Source organism: uncultured Desulfovibrio sp. (genome assembly GCF_944324525.1).
Taxonomy (GTDB): Bacteria; Desulfobacterota; Desulfovibrionia; order Desulfovibrionales; family Desulfovibrionaceae; genus Desulfovibrio.
Genome location: NZ_CALUWS010000017.1, coordinates 17,992 through 41,026 on the forward strand (window position 1 = coordinate 17,992; position 23,035 = coordinate 41,026).

General features: G+C 64.3%; 17 protein-coding genes and 1 pseudogene. 1 reads left to right on the forward strand and 17 read right to left on the reverse strand.

Going from position 1 to position 23,035, the window contains the following annotated elements; all coding sequences use genetic code 11:
• Positions 1-589: 589 nt before the first annotated feature.
• Positions 590-898 (forward strand): annotated as a pseudogene (locus Q0K12_RS06070) (flagellin); the annotation flags it as partial.
• 498 nt (positions 899-1,396) lie between these two features.
• Here the strand turns inward: Q0K12_RS06070 and Q0K12_RS06075 are convergent.
• The 17 genes from Q0K12_RS06075 to Q0K12_RS06155 all read right to left on the reverse strand — a co-directional run bounded on the left by Q0K12_RS06075 (position 1,397) and on the right by Q0K12_RS06155 (position 22,967).
• Positions 1,397-1,963: a serine/threonine protein kinase gene (locus Q0K12_RS06075; protein ID WP_297261031.1), complete on the reverse strand. Its 567-nt coding sequence runs from the start codon at positions 1,961-1,963 to the stop codon at positions 1,397-1,399.
• Positions 1,956-2,735 carry a 7-cyano-7-deazaguanine synthase QueC gene (gene queC / locus Q0K12_RS06080; RefSeq protein ID WP_297261082.1) on the reverse strand — a complete coding sequence of 260 codons (780 nt, stop codon included), beginning with the start codon at positions 2,733-2,735 and terminating at the stop codon, positions 1,956-1,958. Before queC ends, Q0K12_RS06075 begins: the two co-directional genes overlap by 8 nt.
• Positions 2,735-3,544, reverse strand: coding sequence for a thermonuclease family protein (locus Q0K12_RS06085; RefSeq protein ID WP_297261033.1), 810 nt, complete (start codon positions 3,542-3,544; stop codon positions 2,735-2,737). Before Q0K12_RS06085 ends, queC begins: the two co-directional genes overlap by 1 nt.
• Positions 3,545-3,753: 209 nt before the next feature.
• A complete protein-coding gene (rpoD, locus tag Q0K12_RS06090) occupies positions 3,754-5,514 on the reverse strand; it encodes an RNA polymerase sigma factor RpoD (RefSeq protein ID WP_297261035.1) in 1,761 nt (586 codons plus the stop codon).
• Positions 5,507-7,231: a DNA primase gene (gene dnaG, locus Q0K12_RS06095; protein WP_297261038.1), complete on the reverse strand. Its 1,725-nt coding sequence runs from the start codon at positions 7,229-7,231 to the stop codon at positions 5,507-5,509. The genes rpoD and dnaG overlap by 8 nt, the downstream gene beginning before the upstream one ends.
• 295 nt (positions 7,232-7,526) lie before the next feature.
• Positions 7,527-8,054, reverse strand: coding sequence for a hypothetical protein (locus Q0K12_RS06100; RefSeq protein WP_297261040.1), 528 nt, complete (start codon positions 8,052-8,054; stop codon positions 7,527-7,529).
• Positions 8,042-8,368, reverse strand: a complete 327-nt coding sequence (locus tag Q0K12_RS06105; protein ID WP_297261042.1) for a hypothetical protein — start codon at positions 8,366-8,368, stop codon at positions 8,042-8,044. Before Q0K12_RS06105 ends, Q0K12_RS06100 begins: the two co-directional genes overlap by 13 nt.
• 30 nt (positions 8,369-8,398) lie before the next feature.
• Positions 8,399-10,081: a substrate-binding domain-containing protein gene (locus Q0K12_RS06110; RefSeq protein ID WP_297261044.1), complete on the reverse strand. Its 1,683-nt coding sequence runs from the start codon at positions 10,079-10,081 to the stop codon at positions 8,399-8,401.
• A gap of 291 nt (positions 10,082-10,372) precedes the next feature.
• The gene (locus tag Q0K12_RS06115; RefSeq protein WP_297261046.1) at positions 10,373-12,295 is read right to left on the reverse strand and encodes a substrate-binding domain-containing protein; all 1,923 of its coding nucleotides are present in this window, start codon (positions 12,293-12,295) and stop codon (positions 10,373-10,375) included.
• Positions 12,292-14,340 carry a substrate-binding domain-containing protein gene (locus Q0K12_RS06120; protein ID WP_297261048.1) on the reverse strand — a complete coding sequence of 683 codons (2,049 nt, stop codon included), beginning with the start codon at positions 14,338-14,340 and terminating at the stop codon, positions 12,292-12,294. The genes Q0K12_RS06115 and Q0K12_RS06120 overlap by 4 nt, the downstream gene beginning before the upstream one ends.
• Positions 14,337-15,242: a hypothetical protein gene (locus Q0K12_RS06125; RefSeq protein ID WP_297261050.1), complete on the reverse strand. Its 906-nt coding sequence runs from the start codon at positions 15,240-15,242 to the stop codon at positions 14,337-14,339. Before Q0K12_RS06125 ends, Q0K12_RS06120 begins: the two co-directional genes overlap by 4 nt.
• Entirely contained in the window at positions 15,239-16,702 is a 1,464-nt protein-coding gene (locus Q0K12_RS06130) for a substrate-binding domain-containing protein (protein WP_297261053.1), read from the reverse strand. Before Q0K12_RS06130 ends, Q0K12_RS06125 begins: the two co-directional genes overlap by 4 nt.
• Before the next feature lie 707 nt (positions 16,703-17,409).
• On the reverse strand, positions 17,410-17,643 hold the full coding sequence (locus Q0K12_RS06135) for a dissimilatory sulfite reductase D family protein (RefSeq protein WP_297229766.1): 234 nt from the start codon (positions 17,641-17,643) through the stop codon (positions 17,410-17,412).
• A 56-nt stretch (positions 17,644-17,699) separates the two neighbouring features.
• On the reverse strand, positions 17,700-18,845 hold the full coding sequence (gene dsrB, locus Q0K12_RS06140; protein WP_297261055.1) for a dissimilatory-type sulfite reductase subunit beta: 1,146 nt from the start codon (positions 18,843-18,845) through the stop codon (positions 17,700-17,702).
• Positions 18,846-18,863: 18 nt separating this feature from the next.
• Complete coding sequence (dsrA, locus tag Q0K12_RS06145; protein ID WP_297261057.1) at positions 18,864-20,174, reverse strand: dissimilatory-type sulfite reductase subunit alpha; 1,311 nt, start codon at positions 20,172-20,174, stop codon at positions 18,864-18,866.
• Positions 20,175-20,419: 245 nt separating this feature from the next.
• On the reverse strand, positions 20,420-21,340 hold the full coding sequence (locus Q0K12_RS06150) for a helix-turn-helix domain-containing protein (protein ID WP_297261059.1): 921 nt from the start codon (positions 21,338-21,340) through the stop codon (positions 20,420-20,422).
• Positions 21,327-22,967, reverse strand: a complete 1,641-nt coding sequence (locus Q0K12_RS06155; protein ID WP_297261061.1) for a sigma 54-interacting transcriptional regulator — start codon at positions 22,965-22,967, stop codon at positions 21,327-21,329. Before Q0K12_RS06155 ends, Q0K12_RS06150 begins: the two co-directional genes overlap by 14 nt.
• Positions 22,968-23,035 lie beyond the last annotated feature (68 nt).

Here is a 23,035-nt window from a genome sequence, read left to right on the forward strand (position 1 = left end):
GGATCCGGCCACGAGCACCCTTTACTATACGCACGACGGCGGCCAGACCTTCTACAAGGACACGAAGGGAAAGGTTCTTGCGCTGGACAGGAACGATCCCACCGATCTGCCCATCATCAACAGCCTGGTGCCGGATCCCTCGCAGCAACCGGTGAACACGACCTACGACAATTACCGGGATCCGGTCACCGGGCAAAAGTACTACACGCTGTCGGACGGCGGAAAGGACATCTTCATCACCAATGTGCTCGCCCCGCACAACGTCGCGCTGGATGCCGGCAACCCGGCCGACAAGCCCATCATCGACAGGTTGGAGCCTATCCCGGACCATGTGCTGGAGATCTCGGAACAGAAGATCCCCGACAAATATTTCCTTTTCAGGGACACGCGGACAGGCAAGATATATTACAGCCCGGACGAGATGGGCACGGAGCTGGTCACCGAGCCCAACAATCCCGCGGGCACAGCCCTGGATCCTACCGATCCCGCGGACAAGGCCATCATCGACAATCTTGAACCGGTGGTCGCCACCCGGGTGGAGACCACCTGGATCGAGCGGGTGACGGGAGCGGGGCGCGGCGGCATCGCCGCGGGCTACACCAGCTCGACGCAGGAGGCGGCGCAACGCTCCCTGGTGGCCATCGATAATGCCATCGTGTCCAAGGACAGGATCCGTGCGCATCTGGGGGCGCTGCAGAACCGGCTGGAAAACACCATAACCAACCTCAATGTGCAGGCCGAAAGCCTCCAGGCTGCGGAGTCCCGCATTTCCGATGTGGATGTGGCTGAGGAGATGACGGTCTTCGTGCGCAATCAGGTGCTGATGCATTCCGCCAGCGCCATACTCACGCAGGCCAATGCCTTCCCGCACATGATCCTGCAGCTCCTCGAACAATAGAGCGTTTTCTCTTTGAAAAAGATACGATGCGCGGCAGCACAGCGACAAAGTCGGGGCCGCCCTGCCCAAACCAAGCGGGATGACCGCGCTTTTTCCACGAAACGCTAGGCCGTATGGTTTGCAACGCGAAGCGTTCCAAACGGAAAATGCCTACTGCGCGCCGTCCCCGGCATGTGCCTGCTCCAGCGGGGCGGCCTGACGGCAGCCGCGGCGGGGGCTTAGGGCGTGGTGACATAAATTTTACAAATAATTTCACTAGAGAAGGAAAATAAACTCTGCACGCTCCGCTTGCTTTTGGGGCAGGGTCGCCTCGTGACGCTGATCCTTTTCCGGTAAAAGCGCGCTGGGGAAGGGATGAGGGGCTTGGGGGAAGGGGAGCGACCGAATGGCGGCCGTAGGCCGTGCCCGTTGGGCGACGCAGGAGCCTTACGGGCATCGACAGCAGAGCGAGGGCTTCCCCTTCCCTCCAAACAAATAGCAAATTGAGTGAACAGGGCCTTACCTGGCTTCAGGCAGGATGTCGTAGGCGTCGAGCTTGTCGTTGAGCGTGCTGATGAGCAAGGCCATGACGGCCGCAAGGCGGGCCTGCGCGGCCAGCGCCTCAGCCTGGGGGAGTTCCGCGCCTGAACGGCGGTAGAAGAGGGCCGGGCAGCCCTGCGGGCCGGCTTGGGCCAGCAGGGGCATATAGGCGGAAAAGGGGCCGTCCACGAAGCGGGACAGGGCTTCCGTGAGCGCCGTTGTGCCGGCTTCCTCCCCGGCAGTTCCATCCTTCGCGGGGGAAGGGCCGGCGGGAGTCGTTTCTCCCTGCAGGAGCTGATGAGTCTGCCGCAGATAGTTCAGCACGACCTCCGCAGGCGCATGCTGCATGAGGGCCGCCGTGACGGCGGCGTGGACGAAGGCCCGCCATTCCGTACACAGGCCGGCGCTTTCCTCTTCCAGCAGGGCAGGGGGAAAGCCGCACTGGCGCAGCATGCGCAGGATGGCGGCCTCTTCCGTATTCAGGGCAAAGAGGATGCAGGCGGCCTGCACGCCTTCGGCGGCGCTGAGGCGGCGGCGCTCAGGCATGGGGCGTTCCCTGGGACAGGGCATCCGCACAGGCGGCCTTGTAGGCGGCATACCCCCGGGCTCGCAGACGGCAGGCGGGGCATTGTCCGCAGCCATAGCCCCAGTCGTGGCGCGTACCGCGCTCCCCGGCGTAGCAGGTATGGCTCTCTTCCACGATGGCGTCCACAAGGGCCGTGCCGCCGAGCTGTTCGGCAAGCTGCCAGGCGCCGCATTTGTCCAGCCACATGAGCGGCGTGTGGAGGACGTAGTGCGTGTCCATGCCCAGATTGAGGGCAAGCTGGAGCGCCTTGATGCTGTCGTCCCGGCAGTCGGGATACCCGGAGGAATCGCTCTGGCAGACGCCCAGCACCAGATGGCGTATGTTCTTCTCGTAAGCCCAGATGGCCGCCTGAAGGCCGAACAGCAGATTGCGGCCCGGCACGAAGGTATTGGGCAGGCCGTCGGCGGCGGTCGCGCCGAGAGGCGCGGCGTCAGGCGTGCCGGTGGCGGTCAGCGCGTTTTCGCCGCACTGCCGGTAGGTATCCAGCGTCAGCAGCACGTCTTCGCCCAGACGCTCGGCCCAGCGGGGCGAAAGGGCGGCAAGGGCCTCGCGGACCCGGCGGCGGCAATCCAGTTCCACATGGTGTCGCTGGCCGTAGTCAAAGCCCAGGGTCAGCACGCGGCCAAAGCGCGCAAGGCTCCAGGCAAGGCAGGTGGCGGAGTCCTGTCCGCCGGAAAAGACCACCAGCGCGGTCTCCTGCGCAAGAGGCTGCCGGTCAGACTGTTCCCGCATCATTTTTCCTCCGCGTCCGGCCAGGGATTGGTACGGCGCGCCGGGGCGTAGCCGGCCAGAAAGGCGTCCATGAGCGTGCCGAAATGCACGCGGTTGCGCGGCTTGATGCTTTGCGCTTCCTGCGAGGCGGCCGGGAAGAAGCGGCGGCTTTCCTTGTTGCCGGTATAGCTTTTGAGGGCCAGGGGCTGGGTGAGGATCCAGGCCCACATGCCGCGGCGCTCATGGATGGCGTCCGCCTGAAGAGATTTGAGCCAGTCCTGATAGGCCGGATCCAGGTCGGCATGGGGATAGAAGAACGCGGCCCCGGCTTCCACCATCAGCGCATTGAGAGAGCGTCCGTCCGGCAGGCAGACGTCGGCGATGAGCCGGCCGTACTTGTCCTGCTGCTTGTTGGAAGGCTGGTAAAGGGTGACGTCCTGACCGCGCGCAAGCTCGTTGAGGATCTCCCGCGCCTCGCGGGCGTAATATTGCGGCTTCTTGTCGCGCTTGCCCATTTCCGGGGTGTCGATGCCCGCCAGCCGGACCGTGCGGCGGCTGGTGAGTTTGAGGGTATCCCCGTCCAGACAGACGGCCACGGCCGCCTGCGGTGAGGCGGCAAGGGGCGGCAGGGCGGGGCGTTGCACGGCGGGGACGGCCGGGGCCTCGGCTCCGGTCTCGGCGCCGTCCTGTGCGGCGGCAACGAGCGCCGTACCGGGCGGCGGGGCCTGGTCCCGCGCCATGACGGGAGCGGCGCAGAGCAGGGCGACGACGAGGAACGACAACGGCAGATGACGCATCAGGCGTCCGAGCAGGAGGGAGGAAACGGACATGACAGCCTCTGGAGGTTGAAAAACGCTGTTCCGGTACGGCGGCATACCGCAAACCTGTCTGCCGGGCGCATGGCTGCGGGGGCAGGTCCCGGGAAGTATGGCCCGGCGGCAGCCGTCGACAGCCGGGGCACATCCTGCTGACGGCGCGTATCCGTCTCGCGGCGTCGCACGCAGGGCTTTTGCCGGGACGGACACGCGCCGAAGGCGTATCAGTTGTCGTAATAGGTGCGCAGGGTCTGGCTGCGCACGGGATGACGCAGCTTGCGCAGGGCCTTGGCCTCGATCTGCCGGATACGCTCGCGGGTCACGTTGAAGAGGCGGCCCACTTCCTCAAGGGTATGGTCGCTCTTCTCGGCGATGCCGAAGCGCTTGCGCAGCACTTGCTCCTCGCGGGGCGTGAGGTCGGCCAGCACGGCGGCGAGCTGCTCGCTGAGCTTGGTGTTGATGACCTCTTCGGCCGGGGCCACGGCCTTCTTGTCCTCGATGAAATCGCCGAGACTGGAATCTTCCTCGTCGCCGATGGGCGTTTCCAGCGAAATGGGTTCCTTGGCGATCTTGAGCACCTTCTTGACCTTCTCCACTGGATATTCCATGCGTTCGGCGATCTCTTCCGGCGTGGGGTCGCGGCCCAGCTCCTGCACGAGGTAGCGGGAGGTGCGGATGAGTTTGTTGATGGTCTCGATCATGTGCACCGGGATACGGATGGTGCGGGCCTGATCCGCGATGGCGCGGGTGATGGCCTGCCGTATCCACCAGGTGGCGTAGGTGGAGAACTTGTAGCCGCGCTGGTACTCGAATTTGTCCACGGCCTTCATGAGGCCGATGTTGCCTTCCTGGATGAGGTCGAGGAACTGCAGGCCGCGGTTGGTGTACTTCTTGGCGATGGAGACCACCAGACGCAGGTTGGAGCGGATGAGCTCCTGCTTGGCGCGCATGGCGGCCGTGTTGCCGCGCTTGATGCGCCAGAGCACTTCTTCAAGATCCGTGACGTTGTGGCAGCACTTTTCCTGCAGGCGCTTGAGTATCTCGATCTTGCCGAGGATCATTTCCTTGAAGGAGAAAAGCTCGTCCACGGAAAGGCCGAGGTCGCGCGCGGCGTCGTTGGGATTGACTTCGCGCTTTTCCAGACCGTCGAACATGGCCTGGATCTCCTGCTGGGTGCGGCCGGTGGAGAGGATATAGGCGGAAAGGTCGCGCTGGCAGTTGTGCATCTGGCGGACGTAGTCCTCCACCGTTTCGATGATGCGGTCGATGAGGGTCTTTTCCAGCTTGATGTCCCGCAGGCGGGTGACGATCTCCTCCTTGTAGCTGATAATCTCCTTCTGGGTGGAGGTCACGCGGCGCTCAAGGGTGTTGCAGTCGTCCAGCTTCTTGTAGATCTTGCGTTTTTTCTTGTAGACGGCCTTGATCTCGTCCAGGAGGAGGATGACGCGCGAGCGCTGGTTCATCTCGTCTTCGCTGGGGTCGTCTTCCTCGATGGTCTTCACCACGTCCTTGAGCTTGATGCGGTTCTGGCGCAGGTCTTCGCCCACGTTGATGAGCTCTTCCACAGCCACCGGCACTTCCACCAGCGCGTAGAGCACGTCCTGTTCGCCCAGTTCGATCTTCTTGGCGATGACCACCTCACCGTCACGGTCAAGCAGGGGCACGGCGCCCATTTCGCGCAGGTACATGCGCACGGGGTCGGTGCTGCGGGAGGAGTAGTCCGCGGATTCCTCGTCTTCCACGAGGTCGAGGTTGCCCACTTCATCGTCATCCACTTCGGTCGGCGTGGCGGCGATCTTCTTGCCTTCCTTCTCCGAATCGACGATGACGATCTCCAGCTCTTCGAAGATGCCGATGATCTCCTCGAAGCGGATATTCATTTCCACGGGCAGGGCCTTGGTGACCTCGTCGAAGGTCAGGAAGCCCGAATCCTTGCCCTTGGCAATGAGGGATTGTATCTGCTGGATTTCTTTAAGATTATTCATTCCGCTTCTCCCTAGTTTCCTGCAACGCGCGAAGATACTCCAAATCCGCCGCAAAGTCACCTGTGCCGGCATTTTTTTGTAAGGCCGCGGAAACAGAGGACTTTTGCGCAGAAGCGTAATAGGCGTCCAAATGATCTTTCAGACACTGGAATTCGTTATCGCCCGAATCCAGCGGGGCGGCGTGCGGGCCTTCGCGCTGTTCGAACCAGAATTTCCTTTGTCGTTCGCTGAGATGATAGGGAGCCTCTTCCGGCCCCCACTGCTCAATGGTGTCCCAAAATTCGCGGGCCGATGCCGATTGCAGGGCCAGGTCCGCGCCGATGTTCCGCAGGTCGTTGAGGCGCTGCGGGTAGCGCACGGCAAACAGCATGATCTGCACGTCGCGCATGTTCCGCCGCTGCCGTTCCGCCGGACGGGCGACGGGCGGCTGCCCGGTGGGGCGGCGCAGGGCAAGGCCCTCGCGCAGCAGCTCCTCCGAAAGCTGCAGATGGGTGGCCAGCCGCGAAGCGTACTGGCTGAGCAGCTCCGGCACTTCCACCTGCGCGAGGAAATGGCGCGCCCATTCCACGGTCTCGCGCGGGGCCAGCGTGCGCAGCACGTCCACGCAAAAGCGCAGGCCGTCCGGGGCCTTGTCCAACAGGGCCTCGAAGGCCTTCGGCCCCTGCGTGCGCAGCAGGCTGTCGATGTCTTCGCCGTCGGGCATGAGCACCACCGTACAGGCCAGCCCCCGCGTCAGCAGCATCTCGCAGGAACGCAGGGCCGCCTTGCGTCCGGCGCGGTCGCCGTCAAAGAGCAGCACCAGGCGGGAGGTGAAGCCGGAAAGGCGTTTGATCTGCTCCGGGGTGAGCGCCGTGCCCAGCACGCCCACGGCATTGTCGTAACCGAACTGATGCAGCGTGAGGACGTCCATATATCCTTCGGTCAGAAGCGCCTTTCCTTTAGTGGTGATGCCCTTGCGGGCCTGCGCCAGACCGTAGAGGTGGTCCCCCTTCTTGTAGATGGGCGTATCCGCGCTGTTGATGTACTTGGCCTCGTCCTCGTCGGCGATGATGCGGCCGCCGAAGGCGATGATCTGGTTGGACAGGTTCTTGATGGGGAACATGAGCCGCCCGCGGAAGCGGTCATAGGCCCGTCCTCTGTCCGACTGACCCAGCAGGCCGCACTCCACGGCGAGTTTTTCCGAGAAGCCGCCGCGTTGCAGGGCCCCGGCCAGGGACTGCCAGTCCCGTCGGGCCCAGCCCAGACCGAAACGCTCCACGATGTCCGGCGACAGGCCGCGCCGTTCCATATAGGCGCGGCATTCCTCGCCGTCCTTGCCCTTGAGGGCCGCAGCGAAGTGGGCCGCCGCCATCTCGGACATGCGCAGCATCTGCTGCCGGGCGGAACGTTCCTGCCGGTCCCGCTGCCGGCGTCCGGCATCCGCCGGGCCGCGCTCCAGCGTCACGCCGGCTTCGGCGGCAAGCTGTTCCAGCGTCTCACGGAAATCGAGGCCGTTGATGCGGCCATAAAAATCGAACAGATCGCCCGAGGCCTGACAGCCGAAACAATAGAACAGCCCCTGTTCCTCATTGACGGAGAAGGACGGCTTGGTCTCCTGATGGAAGGGACACGGCGCGACCCAGCGCGGGCCGTTGCGTTTGAGCTCCACATAACGGCGCACCATATCCACGATGTTGAGCCGTTCCTTGATGGCGCGAATGGCATCCCGCGACTGCATACGGCTGAAGCTCCCCCTGGGCGAAAACACGACGGTGCGCCGTGCCGCACCCGGTCTCAGTATGATAAGTCCGCCACCGGACTTGTTAAGGCTCCGGCGAAAAAATTTTTTTATCGCCGCGCCCGCCGCCGTTCTCGCCGTCCCACGGCGGATAGCCCGCCCGGCGGATGCGGTCGCGGCCGTCGGTTCGGGCAGTCAGTCCCGGAAGGCGCGGCTTTCCGCATCGAGCCGGCGGCAGGGGATCATGCAGAGGGCCGCACCGGACGTTCCCCTGCTTTGCGGCCTTCCCGACGGGCTACCGTGTGCGTTTTGAGCAGCAGAAGGCCAGAATGAACAGACAGTAGACCAACAGAAAGCTCATTCCCGTCGCCTTGTACTGCAGAAACGGCTTGAAAAAATCCATGAAGAACAGGCCGTACAGGGCAAAGGCGGCATACAGCAGCGGCGGCAGCAGGAAGGGCAGATAGCGTGCGCTGAAGGTGGAGGGGAAAGGGGCTTCGGACGCCAGCCAGTGACCGCAAAGCAGCGGGATGGCGATGCCGGCCAGGGTGAACGGCGGCATGATTATCGAATGCCACCAGGGGGAGCTGTTTTCCGAAGGGGCCACACCACAGACAAAAAACAGCGCCGGGAGCAGGAAGGCCAGACTCAGCAGCAGAAAGAAGGTCATCTTCACCGTCATGAGCGGATAGTGGGGATATGTCTGTTTTTCCTGTTCCGGGCTCGTGTCGCGGCAGGATGCGGCCTTCTCTTTGCGCTGTTCCCGCCGGTAACTGAGGCAAAAGGTAAAGAGGAGCAGAGCATACGGCGTCAGATAGACCAAAAGCAGCTTATCCGGCCGGCCGAACTCGATAACGACGTTGAAAAAAAGAGCAGGGGCAACAGCAGGGGAAAGAGCCTTGCCGTGCGCGAGCTGGGACGCGGAGCCCATGTGGCCAGCCGTTTGCCATAAAATATCGGCAGACCGAGGGAAACGGCAAAGATTGCCGCGGCGAGCAGGGCAAGTTGGGCGTCGGTAAAAAAAATATTCTTTCTGAAAAACCTCGTCATCAGCCATGCGGCTAGTGGCATGACTTGGGAAATGAAACCCAGCGCGGCGGCCATGAGCGCATAGCAAAGGTATTTGAGTGCCTGCATAAAATTTTTCTCCTGGTTGCGAAGTATGGATTACGGCTGCTGCGGACTTTCTCTGTCCCACGGCAGATAGCCCGCCCGGCGGATGAGGTCGCGGCCTTCGGGGCCGAGCAGCCAGTCCCGGAAAGCGCGGCTTTCGGCGTTGAGCGGGCGGCAGGAGATCATGCAGAGGGGGAGGCTGAGCGGATAGCTGCCGTCGCGTACGGTCGCGTCCGTGGGCGGTACGCCGTCCACGGCCAGCGGGCGGAAATCTCCGTCCGGGAACCACTTGTCCAGATACCAGCGCAGGCCGAAGCCCAGCGCCCCCGCCCGCTTGCGGTAGCGGGCCACGTCACGGGCCAGCCCCATCGAGGGTTGTTCCAGCAGGGGAGGGGCGGCCTCCTCGTCGCGCAGGACGAGCTCTTCCAGCGCGTGCTGGTTCTCGTCCCATCCTTCATGCTGGAAGGGGAGGATGCGCTCGTCCCGGCAGCCGACTTCCTTCCAGTTGGTGATCTCCCCGGTGTAGATGCGCCGGAGCTGTTCGCTGCTCAGGTTTCTTACGGGATTGTCCTTGTGGACGAAAAAGACGAGGGCCTCGTGGGCCACGGGCCGCACATCGGGCGTCAGCCCCTGGGCGCGCAGCTCGTCAAGCTGATATTTTGACGGCGGCGGCCCGAAAAAAATGTCCACGGAGTCCGGCGTATCCATCCTGGATGAGAGACGGGCCTGCTTCACGCGCCGGGATCGGACCTCCTCGGAGAGGAGGCGTCCGTCCTCGTCAAGGCAGGCCACGGCCTGGAAGGCGGCGGCGTACAGGGGCCTGGAGGACTTCACGCCGCTCAGCGTGGGCAGGTTTTCGCCAAGGCGCAGCGAGGGCGGCGCGGCGGGCAGCTCCAGCGTGTTGCCCGCACGTTCGGGGGAAAATCTCTCCCAGAACTGCAACAACACCGTTTTGTCGAGGGCATCGTCCTTGCCGCTGACGGTATCCCGCAACATGGTATGCAGATCGACGGCAACGGCCGCACAGCACAGGACGAAGACAAGCAACTGGCTGATCACCACCACGCGGCGGCCTCGCACGGGGGGACAGGCGCGGATCCCGAGGCGGAAGGCAAGCAGGAACAGGCCGTAGGTCAGCAGAAAGGACGCCGTCAGCAGGCCGTAGAGGTGGGCGGGGCCGAAGTGGATGCGGGCGCATACGAACACGAAGACGAGAAACAGCGGCAACGGCAGCAGGAGCGGCAGATATCTGGCGTTGAACGTGGATCTCGTCCGTGCGTGGCCCGCCAGCCATGCGCCGCAGGCCATCGGTACGGTGAGGCTGAAACAGACGACCGCCGCGAGGAGGGGATACTCACCGGGCGGGCAGCGAAGTTCAGACGCAAGCTCGAGGGGGATGCCGCTATTCTGGATGAGGAGAGAGCCGCCTTTCAGGACGAAAAACGCTTCGTCCAGGATGAACAGGTTCAGGAGGGTGCAGAGCGGCAGGATAAACACGCTCACGGTAACGGCCGCGATCTGATACCACACTGTCCTCGTCCCGTCGCCGGCGGGCCGCTCTTCTCCGTCGTGCCCTTCCGCCCTTTTCCGTGCGTGGCTGTGGAAGCAGAAGGCAAGCAGGAACCCCGCATACAGCAGGGCGATGGCAAGCAGCAGCAACAGATCGAAGGGTCTTGCCCACGGGGGTTGGAGCAGGGAGCGGAGCTTCTCCGTGGCCGGGGGGATGAAAGCAAGCATGAGGAGCGGCAACAGCGGGGGGGAGGAGCAAGGCGGATACGGAGCATCCCCGGGGCGCTTCGGCGGCCAGCCCGCGGCCCAGGGCCGCCACGAAGGAGATGCTGGTGTAGAGGATGAACAGGCCGAACACCTCCACGTACACCAGGGGAAACCAGATCGACACGCCGAAAAGATTGAAAAGGCAGTTCACCCCCACTTCCAGGCCGCCCCAGACGCCGCCTATGCTCACGCAGAGGAGCCAGAAGCCCAGGGCCGTGGCCATGAGCGCATAGCGAAGATATCCCCGCGTCATCATTGGGCGTTCTCCTTCGTATCCTTGCGTTCCTTTGTGTCGTCGCTTCCGCTGTCGTTCCCGCCGTCCCAGGGCAGATAGCCCGCCCGACGGATGAGGTCGCGGCCTTCGGGGCCGAGCAGCCAGTCCCGGAAAGCGCGGCTGTCGTCGTCGAGCGGACGGCAGGCGATCAGGCAGAGCGGCACGATGAGCGGATAGCTGCCGTCGCGCAGTCTCGCGTCCGTGGGCGTCACGCCGTCCACGGCCAGCGGGCGAACGTCGCCGTCCGGGAACCACTGGCCCAGATACCAGCGCAGGCCGAAGCCCAGCGCCCCCGCCCGCTTGCGGTAGCGGGCCACGCGAGCGGAAGGGAGATCGCTGGACGAAAACGGCAAATAGTCTTCCCGCAAGGGGGGAGCGGCGGCCTCGCCGCGCAGGACGAGCTCTTCCAGCAGGAGCTGGTTCTCGTCCTCCGCCTCATGCTGGAAGGGGAGGATACGTTCGTCCCGGCCGCCGACTTCCTTCCAGTTGGTGATCTCCCCGGTGTAGATGCGCCGGAGCTGTTCGCTGCTCAGGCTGCTGATTGGATTGTCCTTCTGGACGAAGAAGATGAGGGCCTCACGGGCCACAGGCCACATATCGGGCGTGATCCCCTGTGCGCGCAGCTCGTCAAGCTGCCGCCGTGAAGGCGGCGGGCCGAAAAAGATGTCGGTCGATACGGCGGCCAGCCGCTGCTGCTCATAGCGCTTGCTGTATTCCACACGTTCCCGCGTCAGCCGCTCGTTCCGTTCCCTCCAGGAGAGGAGGCGGCCGTCCTCGTCAAGGCAGGTCAGGGCCTGCAGGGCGGAAGCGTAGAGCGGCAGAGCGGCCAGCGTGCCGTCCAGACGGCTCGGACTTGCGCCGAGGCGCAGGGAGGGCGGCGCGGACGGCAGCGTGAGGGCGTTATCTTCCTCACGGGGGAAATACTTTTGGGCGAACTCCCAGTTCAGCGAGGGGATGACATCATGCACGCTGTTGTAGTTCCCCCGCGTCAGCGAGACCATGTTGACCGTATAGGCCGCACAAGGCGGGACGAGCACGAGCAGCAGGCAGGCCACGCCCACGCGGCGTCCCCGCGTCGGCTCCTGTCCCAAGGTGCGGGCCTCGCAGCCGAAGCCGAAAAGAAACAGGCTGTAGATCAGCAGGGAGGCTATCCCCGTGGACTGGTACAGGAGCAGGGGCACGGAGTGGTCCGTGCGCATGAAATAAAGACTGAGGGAAAGAAACAGCAGCGGCGGCAGCAGGTGGGGCAGATAGCGCGCGGCGAAGGTGGCGCGAAAAGGCGCCCCGGAAGCCAGCCAGCGACCGTAGTCCAGCGCGACGGCAAAGCCCAGGAGGGAGAGCGACGAGGAGGAGCGCAGCCATGACGTGCCGTCGGACAGGCCGTATACTTCCCGACCGAGGAAAAGGAGCAGCGGCGCGGTCATGCAGCCCAGACTCAGGGCCAGCGGGACGGTCGCGGCGACCGCCATGACCAGATAGCGGACGAGGTCCCTTCCCGCCTTTTCCGGTCGCCGCGGCGCGGGGCCGGTGAAAAGGCCAAGCAGGAACAGTCCGTACGGCAAAACGAACAGCAGCGTCTGCACGCCGATCACGTCCTCCCCCGCGAACAGGGAAGCCGTCAGGAAAGGAAGCGCCACCAGGAGATACAGCAGCGGCATCAGCAGCGGCGCCAGCGGAGGGAGCAGTCTTGCCGGGAGCGCGAGGGGGGCCTTGGCTCGGAGCAGGCGACCGGCATATATCGGCACGAAGAAGAAAGGACAGAAGGACGCCAGGACGTGCGGCGCGAACACGTCATAGCGCAGCAGGTCATGGGCGAAAGAGATGGCGAATCCCGCGAACAGTGCCAGAAGAGCACAGCCGATGCTCATGGGGATATAGGAAAAAGATCTCGTTTCCATCATCGTTCTTCCTCCGCGTCCTCGTTGTCCCCGCGGCTCCCGCGGCTCTCGTGGGCCGCCGTGTCGCCGCCGTTTTCGGCAGTCCCATCGTTTTCCTCGTCCCACGGCAGATAGCCCGCCCGGCGGATGAGGTCGCGGCCTTCGGGGCCGAGCAGCCAGTCCCGGAAAGCGCGGCTGTCGTCGTCGAGCGGACGGCAGGCGATCAGGCAGAGCGGCACGATGAGCGGATAGCTGCCGTCGCGCAGGCTCGCGTCCGTGGGCGTCACGCCGTCCACGGCCAGCGGGCGGACGTCGCCGTCCGGGAACCACTGGCCCAGATACCAGCGCAGGCCGAAGCCCAGCGCGCCGCTCCGCTTGCGGTAGCGGGCCACATCACGGGATGGCCCCATTGAGCCTCGTTCGCGCAGGGGCGGTGCGGCCTCCTCGCCGCGCAGGACGAGCCGTTTCAGCAGACGCTGGTTTTCCCCCCATTTTTCATGCTGGAAGGGGAGGATGCGCTCGTCCCGGCCGCCGACTTCCTTCCAGTTGGTGATCTCCCCGGTGTAGATGCGCCGGAGCTGTTCGCTGCTCAGGTTTCTTACGGGATTGTCCTTGTGGACGAAAAAGACGAGGGCCTCGTGGGCCACGGGCCGCACATCGGGCGTCAGCCCCTGGGCGCGCAGCTCGTCAAGCTGATATTTTGACGGCGGCGGCCCGAAAAAAATGTCTACGGAGTCCGGCGTATCCATCCTGGATGAGAGACGGGCCTGCTTCACGCGCCGGGACAGGATCTCCTCGGAGAGGAGGCGACCGTCCTCGCCAAGGCAGGCCACGGCCTGGAAGGCGGCGGCGTACAGGGGCCTGGAGGACTTCACGCCACTCAGCGTGGGCAGGTTTTCGCCAAGGCGCAGCGAGGGCGGCGCGGCGGGCAGCGCCAGAGCATTGCCCGGCGTGTCAGGGGAAAATCTCTTCCGGAAGTCCCAGTTGTCCCCTGTGCCGACGGCATCGTGATCTCCCGTGATCAGGGTGTCGTGCGCGGCGGACAGACTGACGGCAAGACCCGCGCAGAACGGGACAAGCGCAAGCAGCAGACAGACCACGCCCACGCGGCGGCCCCGCGTAGGCGCACAGGAACGGCTCCACAGGCGGAAGGCGCACAGAAACAGTCCGTAGGTCAGCAGAAAGGCCAGCATTGCCAGCAGGTAGACGGAGACAGAGCCGAAGGACGCACGAACGTGCAGGAGCAGGATGGAAAGAAAGATCAGCGGCGGCAGGAGAAGCGGCAGATATCTGGCGCTGAAGGTGGATGCCGCCTGCGCGCGGGACGCCAGCCAGCCGCCGCAGGCCGCCGGTACGGTGAGGCTGCAGCAGGCGATGGCCGCGTTGCAGAGATACGGAGCGACGATAAGCCCACTTCCCAACCTCGAAACAAGAGCGCGGTTCAGGTGGAACGGCGCACCGTTATTGAAGAAGAACAGATAGCTGTCGGTGAGGGTGAAAAGAACGCCGTTCACAACGAACATGTTCAGCAGCGTGCAAAGCGGCAGAAAGAAAACGCTTGCGGCAACGACCGTGCCCAGATAGCGCGGATAGCCCTGTGCCGCCGTGCTCTTGCCGTTCGTGGAAGTGGGCGGCTGCTCCCCGTGCTTCGCCGCCGTTTTCCGTGCACGACTATGGCGGTGGAAGGCAAGCAGGAACAGCACATACAGCAGGCCGGCGGCAAGCAGCGGCAGCAGCTCTTCCAGGAATACAAGATAATCCCGGTTGGAAAGTATGACGGCAAGGACGGGGAGCGGCGACAGCAAGGGGAAAAGTCCGGCGAATGCGGAGCACGACAGGGGCGCCTCGGCGGCCATGCGGCGAGTCAGGGCCGTCACGGCGATCAGGGGAATGCAGGCGCCGCCCACGAGGATGCCCAGCAGGCAAGGGAGGATCGCCCACGTGGGGACAAGCCGCAGAAAGTAAAAGATGCCCAGCATGCCGCCCCAGCCGAGGCCGATGCTCGCGAACAGGAGCCAGAAGCCCAGAGGCGCGGCCATGAGCGCATAGCGCAGATATGCCCGCGTCATCGGATGTTCTCCTTTCTTCGTTTGTACGCTATTCGTTTATCCGCAAAAAACGACAGGAACAGGACGTAGGTCAGCAGGAAAACCAGCATCCACTGAGCGGCATCGCGCACGAGGAGGCTGGAGAAGAAAAAACCGCTCGGTAGCGAGAGGAAAAGGAAGAGCAGCGACGGCAGCAGGAGCGGCTTGAAGCCGGGAAAGAAGGCGGCTACGGGCTGTGCGCGGGCTGCCAGCCAGTAGCCGCACGCCGCCGGGGTGCAGGACCAGAAAACGATGCTCAGCATGGAGAAGCTATCCCACAAGCCTATGCCCAGCAACGTGGAGAGCGGCAGGAAGAGGATGCTCACGACAACGGCTGCGACCAGATAGCGGCGATAGGCCCGCGCCATCGTACCTGTGTCGCTCGCGGCGGCGGACCGCTCTCCCTCTCCGTGCATTTCCGTCCATTTCCGTGCGCGGTGGCAGAGACAGAAGGCAAGCAGGAACAGCGCGTACAGCAGGCAGGCCAGCAGGCAGGCTGATAACAGCAGGAAACCCAGCATGTCCAGATCCTTAAACGTGAAGGGCAAACGGCTCGGCAGCACGCCCAGCCCGGCAGGCAGGAAGGCAAGGGCGGGGGTCGCGATCAGCAGGGGGAGCAGTCCGGCGGATACGGAGTACGACAGGGGCGTTTTGGCGGCCAGCCAGGAGCCCAGCTTCGTAACGGCGAGGAGGAGACAGTAGGGGCCGCCTATGAAGCCGCAGCAGATCGCCAGCAAGGTGATGAAAAAGTTGTCGGGAAGAAAGCGGAAAGGGGAGATAAAAAGGTAGGGGAGGATCAACAGGCCGCCCACGATCATGATGAGGACCCCGAAGCCCAGGGCCGTGGCCATGAGCGCATAGCGAAGATATCCCCGCGTCATCATTGGGCGTTCTCCTTCGTATCCTTGCGTTCCTTTGTGTCGTCGCTTCCGCTGTCGTTCCCGCCGTCCCACGGCAGATAGCCCGCCCGGCGGATGAGGTCGCGGCCTTCGGGGCCGAGCAGCCAGTCCCGGAAGGCGCGGCTTTCGGCGCTGAGCGGGCGGCAGCTCGCCATGCAGAGGGGGAGGCTGAGCGGATAGCTGCCGTCGCGCAGGGTCTCGTCCGTGGGCGGCACGCCGTCCACGGCCAGCGGGCGGACATCCCCGTTCGGGAACCACTTGTCCAGGTAGCTCCGCAGGCCGAAGCCCAGCGCGCCCGGCCTGTTGCGGTAGGCGGCCACGCGGCGGACGGGGCCGCTGTCACAGGGATCGAGCCGGCTTTCCTCCTGCAACGGGGTGGTGGGAGCCTCCCCGCGCAGGACGAGCTGTTCCAGCAGGAACTGGTTCTCGTCCCCTTCTTCATACTGGAAGGGGAAAATACGTTCGTCCCGACCGCCCACGTCCTGCCAGTTGGTGATCTCCCCGGTGTAGATGCGCCGGAGCTGTTCGCTGGTCAGACCGGTAACGGGATCGTCCTTGCGGACGAAAAAGACGAGGGCCTCGCGGGCCAGCGGCCGCACGTCGGGCGTCAGTCCCCGGGCGCGCAGCTCGTCAAGCTGCCGCATTGACGGCGGCGGCCCGAAAAAGAAGGTTATCTCCCCGGCGGTCAGCCGTTCCCAGCCGTGCAGGCCGTTGCACTCCACCAGGGGCGGCATACGGCGTTCCCGCCGTTCGGCGGCGGTGAGACGTTCGCCGTCCACGGCCCAGGATGCGGCGGCGTAGAGCGGCAGGGCGGCCAGCGTGCCGTCCAGAAGGGGCTGGTTTTGCGCAAGGCACAGCGAGGGCGGCCCGGCCGGGAGAACGATGCCCGTGAAATCGTCGAGACTGTACGGCCGCATGCGTTGCGCATCGTCAAAGAAGGTGACGCGCCGCACGGCATACAGATCGACGCCCACGGCGGCGCAGCAGGCGGCCGCCGTCAGCAGCAGGCAGGCAAGACCCCTGCGGCGCTCCCGCGTCGATTCCCGCTTGCGGTTCCTGACAAGGAAGGCAAGAAAAAAAAGACCGTACTGGGGCAGCAGCAGAAAACGCACGCCGTCCGCAAGATCCGCAAAGGTGGTGGGGAGGACGCGCAGATGGCGGCCCAGCAAAAAAAGGTAGATGCAGGGCGGCAGCAGCAGGGGCAGGAACTTGGCGGCGAAGGTGGGCGGGAAATGCGCCCGTGCCGCCAGCAGCCAGCCGCAGACAAGGGGCAGGATGACGCACAACGCCAGCACGCCCGGCACCGTGAGGAGCGAGCAGGCCAGACGAGCAAGGCCGATCATCAGACCGTTGTCCATGAGGAGATACGGCAACAGCGGCAGCGGAAACAGAAAGCTCACGGCAAAGGCCGTGACCATGTAACGCAGCTTTTCCCCCGTCCTCATCAGCAGTCCCCTTGCTTCGCCCGACTGCGCTGGCATGCCGCCTTCCGTACAGCACATCCCCGGCACGATACAAGACATAGCCACCCCGAAGCAAGTCCAACAGCGGCAACGGCTGCGATGATACTCTTGACGTCCGCCTGGGGGGAAGAGGAACCCCTCGCGCTGCTGTCGATGCCCGTAAGGCCTCTTCGTCGCCTAACAGGCACGGCCCTGCGGGCCGCCTTTCGGTCGCCGCCGTAGCGAAGCGAGAAAAGGCGTTCCCGCCATTCTTCCCCCCAGGCCCCCTTCCCTTCCCCAGCGCGCTTTTACCGAGAGAGACAACGGCACAAGGTGACCCTACTCCCCCAAAAAAGGAGGTGGCGTATGGTGGACGATGTGTTGATATGCTCTGGGGCGCGGGCGTGGTGACGTGACAGCGAACGGTGACGGCCGGCCAGGCCTTGCCTTTTCGTCGTGCCGCCGGGGGACCGGGAAACGCAGTCGGGACTACGGCGTCACCCGGACTATGAGTGACCCCGGCAAGAGTTTCGAGGGGAGGGGGGCCTTTGCAAAGGTCCCCCTCCCCCGCATACGCCATCGCCATCAGCTCCAATGGCAAAAAACCGGCGGGAAGGCACATTCCGCCGGTTTTGTGGAGGTCAGCACGGCGTGGAAACGGATGCTGACGCAAGGTGTGGCAAAAAAGTATCCCGGGGCTGGGAGAGCGGCTAGTCCTCGCCTTCGGCGTGGGACTGCTTGCCCGCGCCCTTGAGGCCGTACATGGTGGTGGAGCCGGAGGACCAGAATTCCAGCACTTCTTCATTGACCAGCTGGGTGAGCAGCTTTTTCACTTCGCGGGGGCCTTTGTCGGGGAAAAGATCGGTGAAGTCCTTGAAATAGAATTTGGACTTGGCGGCGGATTTGCCCTTGAGGAAGTCGATGATCACATCTTTGTCGGCCATTTTCGTCTCCTGTCCCGGCGGCGCGTATGCGCCGCCGGGGTCGCGTCGAACCGGGGTTAGAACTTGAACTGGGTGCTCTGCCGCCAGGTGTAGTAGGCGGGATCGCGGAAATCGTCGATGAGGTGGTGGGTGAACTTCAGGCCGGTGAGCTTGAAGAAGGATTCCCAGCCGATGCGGTTGGCCCAGTCGCCGAGCCGCTCGTACTTGTTGGCATGAGCGGCGTAGACGTCAAGGATGTGCTTGACGGTCTTGGTGAGGGTGGGCCAGCGCGGCGGTTCGTTGGGGATGTAGCCCACGACCACCTTGGAGAACTTGGGCATGGTGATGCGGTTGGACACCTTGCCGCCGACCATGATGGCGATGCCGTCGCCTTCGCTGTCGGCAATGGGCAGGGCGGGGCACATGGTGTAGCAGTTGCCGCAGTACATGCAACGATCCTGCTTGATGGCCACGGAATTCACCTTCTGGCCGTTCCATTCCGCCTTGGTGGGACGCACGGCGGCGGTGGGGCAGGCGGCCACGGCCAGCGGGATCTCGCACAGCTTGTCGGCCCACTGATGGTCGATCATGGGCGGCTTGCGGTGGATGCCCACGAGGCCGATGTCGGAACAGTGCACCGCGCCGCACATGTTGATGCAGCAAGCCAGGGAGATGCGCACCGGGGCGGGCAGGCGCATGTTCTTGAATTCCTCGAACACGGTGTCCATCACGCATTTCACCGGGCCGGAGGCGTCGGTGGCCGGGGTGTGACAATGGACCCAGCCCTGGGTGTGGATCATGTTGCTCACGCCCGCGCCGGTGCCGCCCACGGGGAACTTGTGGGAGCCGCCGGCAAAGGTGCGGGAGTTCAGGTCGTCGCGCAGGGCCTTCATGGTGGCTTCGTCCTCCACCATGAACTCGATGTTGCTGCGGGTGGTCCAGCGCACATAGCCGCCGCAGTATTTGTCCGCGATGTCGCAGATCTCGCGGATATGGGTGATGGACATGGTGCGGGTGCCGCCCACGCGGACGGTGTACACCTTGTCGCCGCTCTCGGCCACATGCATCAGCACGCCGGGCTCAAGGATCTCGTGATAGAGCCACTTGCCGAAGTTCTTCTTGATGACCGGCGGAAAGAATTCGTCATACTTGCGGGGGCCGATGTCGGTGATGCGGCCTTCCATCGGTTTGTCGGGATTGTATCCGGAAGAAATAAAAGCCATGATCGTCTCTCCCTTGAACTAGCGTTGATGACGGCTGCGGTAGGCGGCGAGATCGCGGTCCCAGCCGCCGGGCACTTCTTCCTTGAAGAAGATGTAGGGGTTGGAGCGGGGTTCCTTGACGTGGCAGGCGGCGGCCTCGATGTCGGTGACTTCCAGCAGCTTCTGGAAGGACAGGCGCTTCATGGTCTCGCCCACGCGCTCGCGGTTCTTGCCTTCCTCCATCCACCAGTCCCAGATCTTTTCGATGACTTCCTTGACTTCGGTGTAGGGCGCTTCACAGGAGATGAAGGGCACGAGCAGGGAACCCATCTGCGCGCCGTCCACCACCGGGGCCTTGGCGCCCACAAGGATGCTGGCGCCGCGCTCGTCGCCGATATGCAGGGCGCGGGGCATGGTGTTGATGCAGTGCATGCAGCGCACGCAGTCGGCGGTCTTGATGGAGATCTTGTTGCCGTCCCAGCTCATGCACTTGGAGGGGCAGAGGTCGATGACTTCCTTCTGGATGTCGAACTTGCCCCAGTCGCGGCCGGAATGCGCGCCGGCGTTGGGGGCGAATTCGCCGCCCACATAGGCTTTCACGGCGTCCTGATCGATCTTGATGTCGTCCTTCCAGGTGCCGACGACGGCAAAGTCGGAGCGGGCCATGGCGCAGACGCAGCCGTTGGGACAGCCGTCGAACTTGAATTTGAACTTGTAAGGGAAGGCCGGGCGGTGCAGCTCGTCCTGATAGTCCATGGTAAGCTGATAGCACATGTCCTGCGTGTTGTAGCAGGCATATTCACAGCGGGACTGACCGAGACAGGCGGCCGGGGTGCGCAGGTTGGAGCCGGAGCCGCCGAGGTCGTTACGCAGGTTGTGGGTCAGCTCGTGGAAGATCTCTTCCAGCTGCGGGGTCTGGGTGCCGAGCAGCACGATGTCGCCGGTGGAGCCGTGCATGTTGGTCAGGCCGGAACCGCGCAGATCCCAGATGTTGCACAGGCCGCGCAGGAATTCCGTATTGTAGTATTTGCCGGAAGGCTGGGCCACACGGATGGTGTGGAAATGCGCCACGCCGGGAAATTTTTCGGGCTGATCGCAGTAGCGGCCGATGACGCCGCCGCCGTAGCCGAACACGCCCACGATGCCGCCGTGCTTCCAGTGGGTCTCCTTTTCCTCGTAGGAGAGCTCAAGGACGCCGAGCAGATCTTCCGGGGCGTCCACCGGGATCTGGTAGTCCAGATTATCGGGATTGGCCGCACGGTGCGCCGCTTCCTGCTTGATGTCGGACACGAAGCTCGGCCAGGGGCCGCTTTCCAGCTGGTCCAGAAGGGGAGTTGCGTGTTTTGCCATTGCCGTACCTCCACATTACATGACAACGATTTTTCGTTAAATACTTGCTGGCGCTTGCCGGAACCGGCATGTGCCGTTGGTGGAGCAACACTAGCAACGGAAAATCATTTTCTCAATACTCTGCGCGAAAAAAAGTAAATACTCTACATGAATAAGGTGGATGTCCTGAATCTGCACCGTTTCTTGGCACGGCGTCTACAGATGGTGGGTGAATGTTATACAACGAAATTTAGTTGTAAATGATGTCAAAAAGTGCAGAAAAAAGAATAAATAGGGTTTATACAACTTTTTTTCGTTTTTTTGGGAGGAGAGTAGAGGAAGGGGGCGGGTGAAAAGACGTTAATTTGGTGCAATAAATACACGACATCCTGCTCCGCCTGCAGCAAGGGCAGGCAGCGGCAGTGCCGCCGCAGCCACGTCAGCATGACGCGCCGGAACGCGCTGTCCGCCTCCGGCAGCAGCAGGAGCGGCCCCGGCCCGCCGTGCCGGGCAAGACGATCCAGAAAGGCCGGGATGGCCTCACCGGCGGACCGGCCGTCCGGCAGTCCGCAAAAAAGTGCCGTACCGCGCGGAGCAAGGGCCGCCAGCCAGTGGCCGCCAAGCGGGGGACGGCCCGACGCGGCCCGGACAGGATGCGGCAGACAGCGCAGGAGGAAGAACGGCGGCGCGGGCAGGCCATGCCGCGTACCGGGAGTTGCGGCGGACAGGAGGCGGGTGCATTCCTGCCGGAGACGGGCAAGCGCCTCGCGCCTTTCCGGCGGCAGCGTCAGTCCCCATTGCTGGAGAAGCCGTTGCACCGTCCAGCGGGAAGGGCAGATGCCGCACTGGGCCTGCACGGCGGCGGTCAGGCGGTCCCGCGTCCACAGAAGCGGTCCGCCGGTGTCTGGGTCGGACGGCAGGTTCTCCATGACGAAACGGGCCAGATCGCCGTCCATGCCCCGCTCGATGGTCCGGCCTGTGGGCCGTCCTTTCCGACCGCCGCGCAGGGCCGCCGCGCCGCCGCCCCGAAAGGCCTTCATCCAGGCCGCCACCGTGGAGCGGCTGACGCCGAACACCGCCGCGGCTTCGGTCTGGTTCAGCTCTCCGGCCTGGATGGCTTCCACCGCCTTGCGGCGCATGATGTGCAGGGTCTCCGGCGAAAGGCGGCGTCCGTCACGTCCGGGCATGGCGGCCGTTCTCCGGGCGTCCGTCACGGCGGGATATGCCGTATTTCTTCAGGCGAGAGCAGAGCGTGGTGGGACTGATGCCCAGCAGGGCCGCCGCGCCGTCAGGGCCGTAGATCTTGCGGCCGCACTGGTCCAGCGCGCGGACCAGATTGTCACGGAACAGGCTGTCCATCTCCGTCTCCGTATAGACACGCTCCGCCCTGTCCGGCGGCGGGGCGCAGGCGCGCAGGCTCGCGGCAAGCTGCCCGGCGTCGAGTCGGCCGTCCGGCGCGGTGATGACGGCCCGCAGCAGGATATTGCGCAGCTCCCGGACATTGCCGGGCCAGTCGTATGCCGTAAGCACGGGCAGGACATCCGTGGGCAGCGCCGAAGCGGGGCGGTGCAGCTGCGCGGCAAAGGCGGACAGGAAGTGCCCGGCCAGCAGGGGGATGTCCTCCTTGCGCTCCCGCAGGGGAGGCACGTCCAGCGCAAGGACATTGAGCTGGTAATAGAGGTCCTCCCGAAACTTCCCCTGCCGCACCTGCTGGAAAAGATCCGCGTGCGTGGCGGCAAGAATGCGGATCCGCACCGGGCGGCGCGCTTTGTCGCCGGGACGCAGGAACGATCCCGAATGGATGATGCCCAGCAGCTTGCCCTGCACATCCAGCGGGATGTCATCGACATTTTCAAGAAAGAGCGTTCCGTGAGCGGCGGCCTCAAGAAAGCCCACATGCACCGCGTCGTCCTGTCGCTCTCCGAGGAATTCCCGCTCGAACTGCCCCGGTGAGATGGCCGCGCAGTCCACCTTGACCAGCGGCCCGGCGGCGACGGCGCTCTGCCGGTGCAGCTCGGCGGCCACCGCGCCCTTGCCCGTGCCCACCTCGCCGGTTATCAGCACGGGCGCGGCCGAAAAGGCCACGCGGCGGATGTTCTCCTTCAGGCCACGGATGGCCTGACTGTCGCCTACCAAGAAAGGGCCGGGATCGGCGCTGTCCCGCTGCAGATAGGAATTCTCGATCTCCAGACGCCGCTTGAGGCGCGTCAGCTCCTCAAACTGCTGGGCATTGGCCAGCGAGACGGCAAGATAATCGGCGATGAGCCGCAGCCTGTCCAGCGCCAGACCGTCATGACGGCTGCGGCTGAACAAGGCCAGCACGCCGAGCACCTCCCCCTTGTGGGTCAGCGGCTGGCCGAGGAAGGTGCTGATGCCTTCACGGGCGATCCAGTCCGGGTCGCTCACCCACGGCATGTCTGGGGAGACGGCATCCACATGGAACGCCTCGCCGGAAGCCGCGATGAGGCCCACCTTGCCGCGCCCCAGCGGGAAGCGCTGATGCCTGCCGTCCAGCGCCGTCCAGGTCTCGCCGCTGACGCGGGACTGCCCGTACCCGGCCGCAAGGCGCAGGCAGCGGCGATGCTCCGGGCAGTCGTAGAAGTGACGACAGGCGGCGCAGCGTTGGGGATCCGCCTGCTCCATGAGCCAGATGCGGCAGAGCGCCGTATCGTGCAGGCGGCCGAGATGATCCGTGACCAGCGCAAAAAGCTGATCAAGGTCGTGGCACTGGGCCATCCGCAAAAGGAGCCCGTGGACGGCGGCCATATCCCGGAGACTGGTCTCCTCCGACAGGTGAGCGTTGGTTTCCTGCATAGGCTGTCCGGGGACCGGGGCCACGGCGGGGGACTGCGGCGTCACCCGCACGGTGAGGGACCCCGGCA

Excerpts from the sequence above, each read along its gene's own strand:
- Q0K12_RS06075 (WP_297261031.1), bottom strand. The coding sequence starts at position 1,963 with ATGCCTGAGCGCCGCCGCCTCAGCGCCGCCGAAGGCGTGCAGGCCGCC.
- queC (WP_297261082.1), bottom strand. The coding sequence starts at position 2,735 with ATGCGGGAACAGTCTGACCGGCAGCCTCTTGCGCAGGAGACCGCGCTG.
- Q0K12_RS06085 (WP_297261033.1), bottom strand. The coding sequence starts at position 3,544 with ATGTCCGTTTCCTCCCTCCTGCTCGGACGCCTGATGCGTCATCTGCCG.
- rpoD (WP_297261035.1), bottom strand. The coding sequence starts at position 5,514 with ATGAATAATCTTAAAGAAATCCAGCAGATACAATCCCTCATTGCCAAG.
- dnaG (WP_297261038.1), bottom strand. The coding sequence starts at position 7,231 with ATGCAGTCGCGGGATGCCATTCGCGCCATCAAGGAACGGCTCAACATC.
- Q0K12_RS06105 (WP_297261042.1), bottom strand. The coding sequence starts at position 8,368 with ATGCAGGCACTCAAATACCTTTGCTATGCGCTCATGGCCGCCGCGCTG.
- Q0K12_RS06110 (WP_297261044.1), bottom strand. The coding sequence starts at position 10,081 with ATGCTTGCTTTCATCCCCCCGGCCACGGAGAAGCTCCGCTCCCTGCTC.
- Q0K12_RS06115 (WP_297261046.1), bottom strand. The coding sequence starts at position 12,295 with ATGATGGAAACGAGATCTTTTTCCTATATCCCCATGAGCATCGGCTGT.
- Q0K12_RS06120 (WP_297261048.1), bottom strand. The coding sequence starts at position 14,340 with ATGACGCGGGCATATCTGCGCTATGCGCTCATGGCCGCGCCTCTGGGC.
- Q0K12_RS06125 (WP_297261050.1), bottom strand. The coding sequence starts at position 15,242 with ATGATGACGCGGGGATATCTTCGCTATGCGCTCATGGCCACGGCCCTG.
- Q0K12_RS06130 (WP_297261053.1), bottom strand. The coding sequence starts at position 16,702 with ATGAGGACGGGGGAAAAGCTGCGTTACATGGTCACGGCCTTTGCCGTG.
- Q0K12_RS06135 (WP_297229766.1), bottom strand. The coding sequence starts at position 17,643 with ATGGCCGACAAAGATGTGATCATCGACTTCCTCAAGGGCAAATCCGCC.
- dsrB (WP_297261055.1), bottom strand. The coding sequence starts at position 18,845 with ATGGCTTTTATTTCTTCCGGATACAATCCCGACAAACCGATGGAAGGC.
- dsrA (WP_297261057.1), bottom strand. The coding sequence starts at position 20,174 with ATGGCAAAACACGCAACTCCCCTTCTGGACCAGCTGGAAAGCGGCCCC.
- Q0K12_RS06150 (WP_297261059.1), bottom strand. The coding sequence starts at position 21,340 with ATGCCCGGACGTGACGGACGCCGCCTTTCGCCGGAGACCCTGCACATC.
- Q0K12_RS06155 (WP_297261061.1), bottom strand. The coding sequence starts at position 22,967 with ATGCAGGAAACCAACGCTCACCTGTCGGAGGAGACCAGTCTCCGGGAT.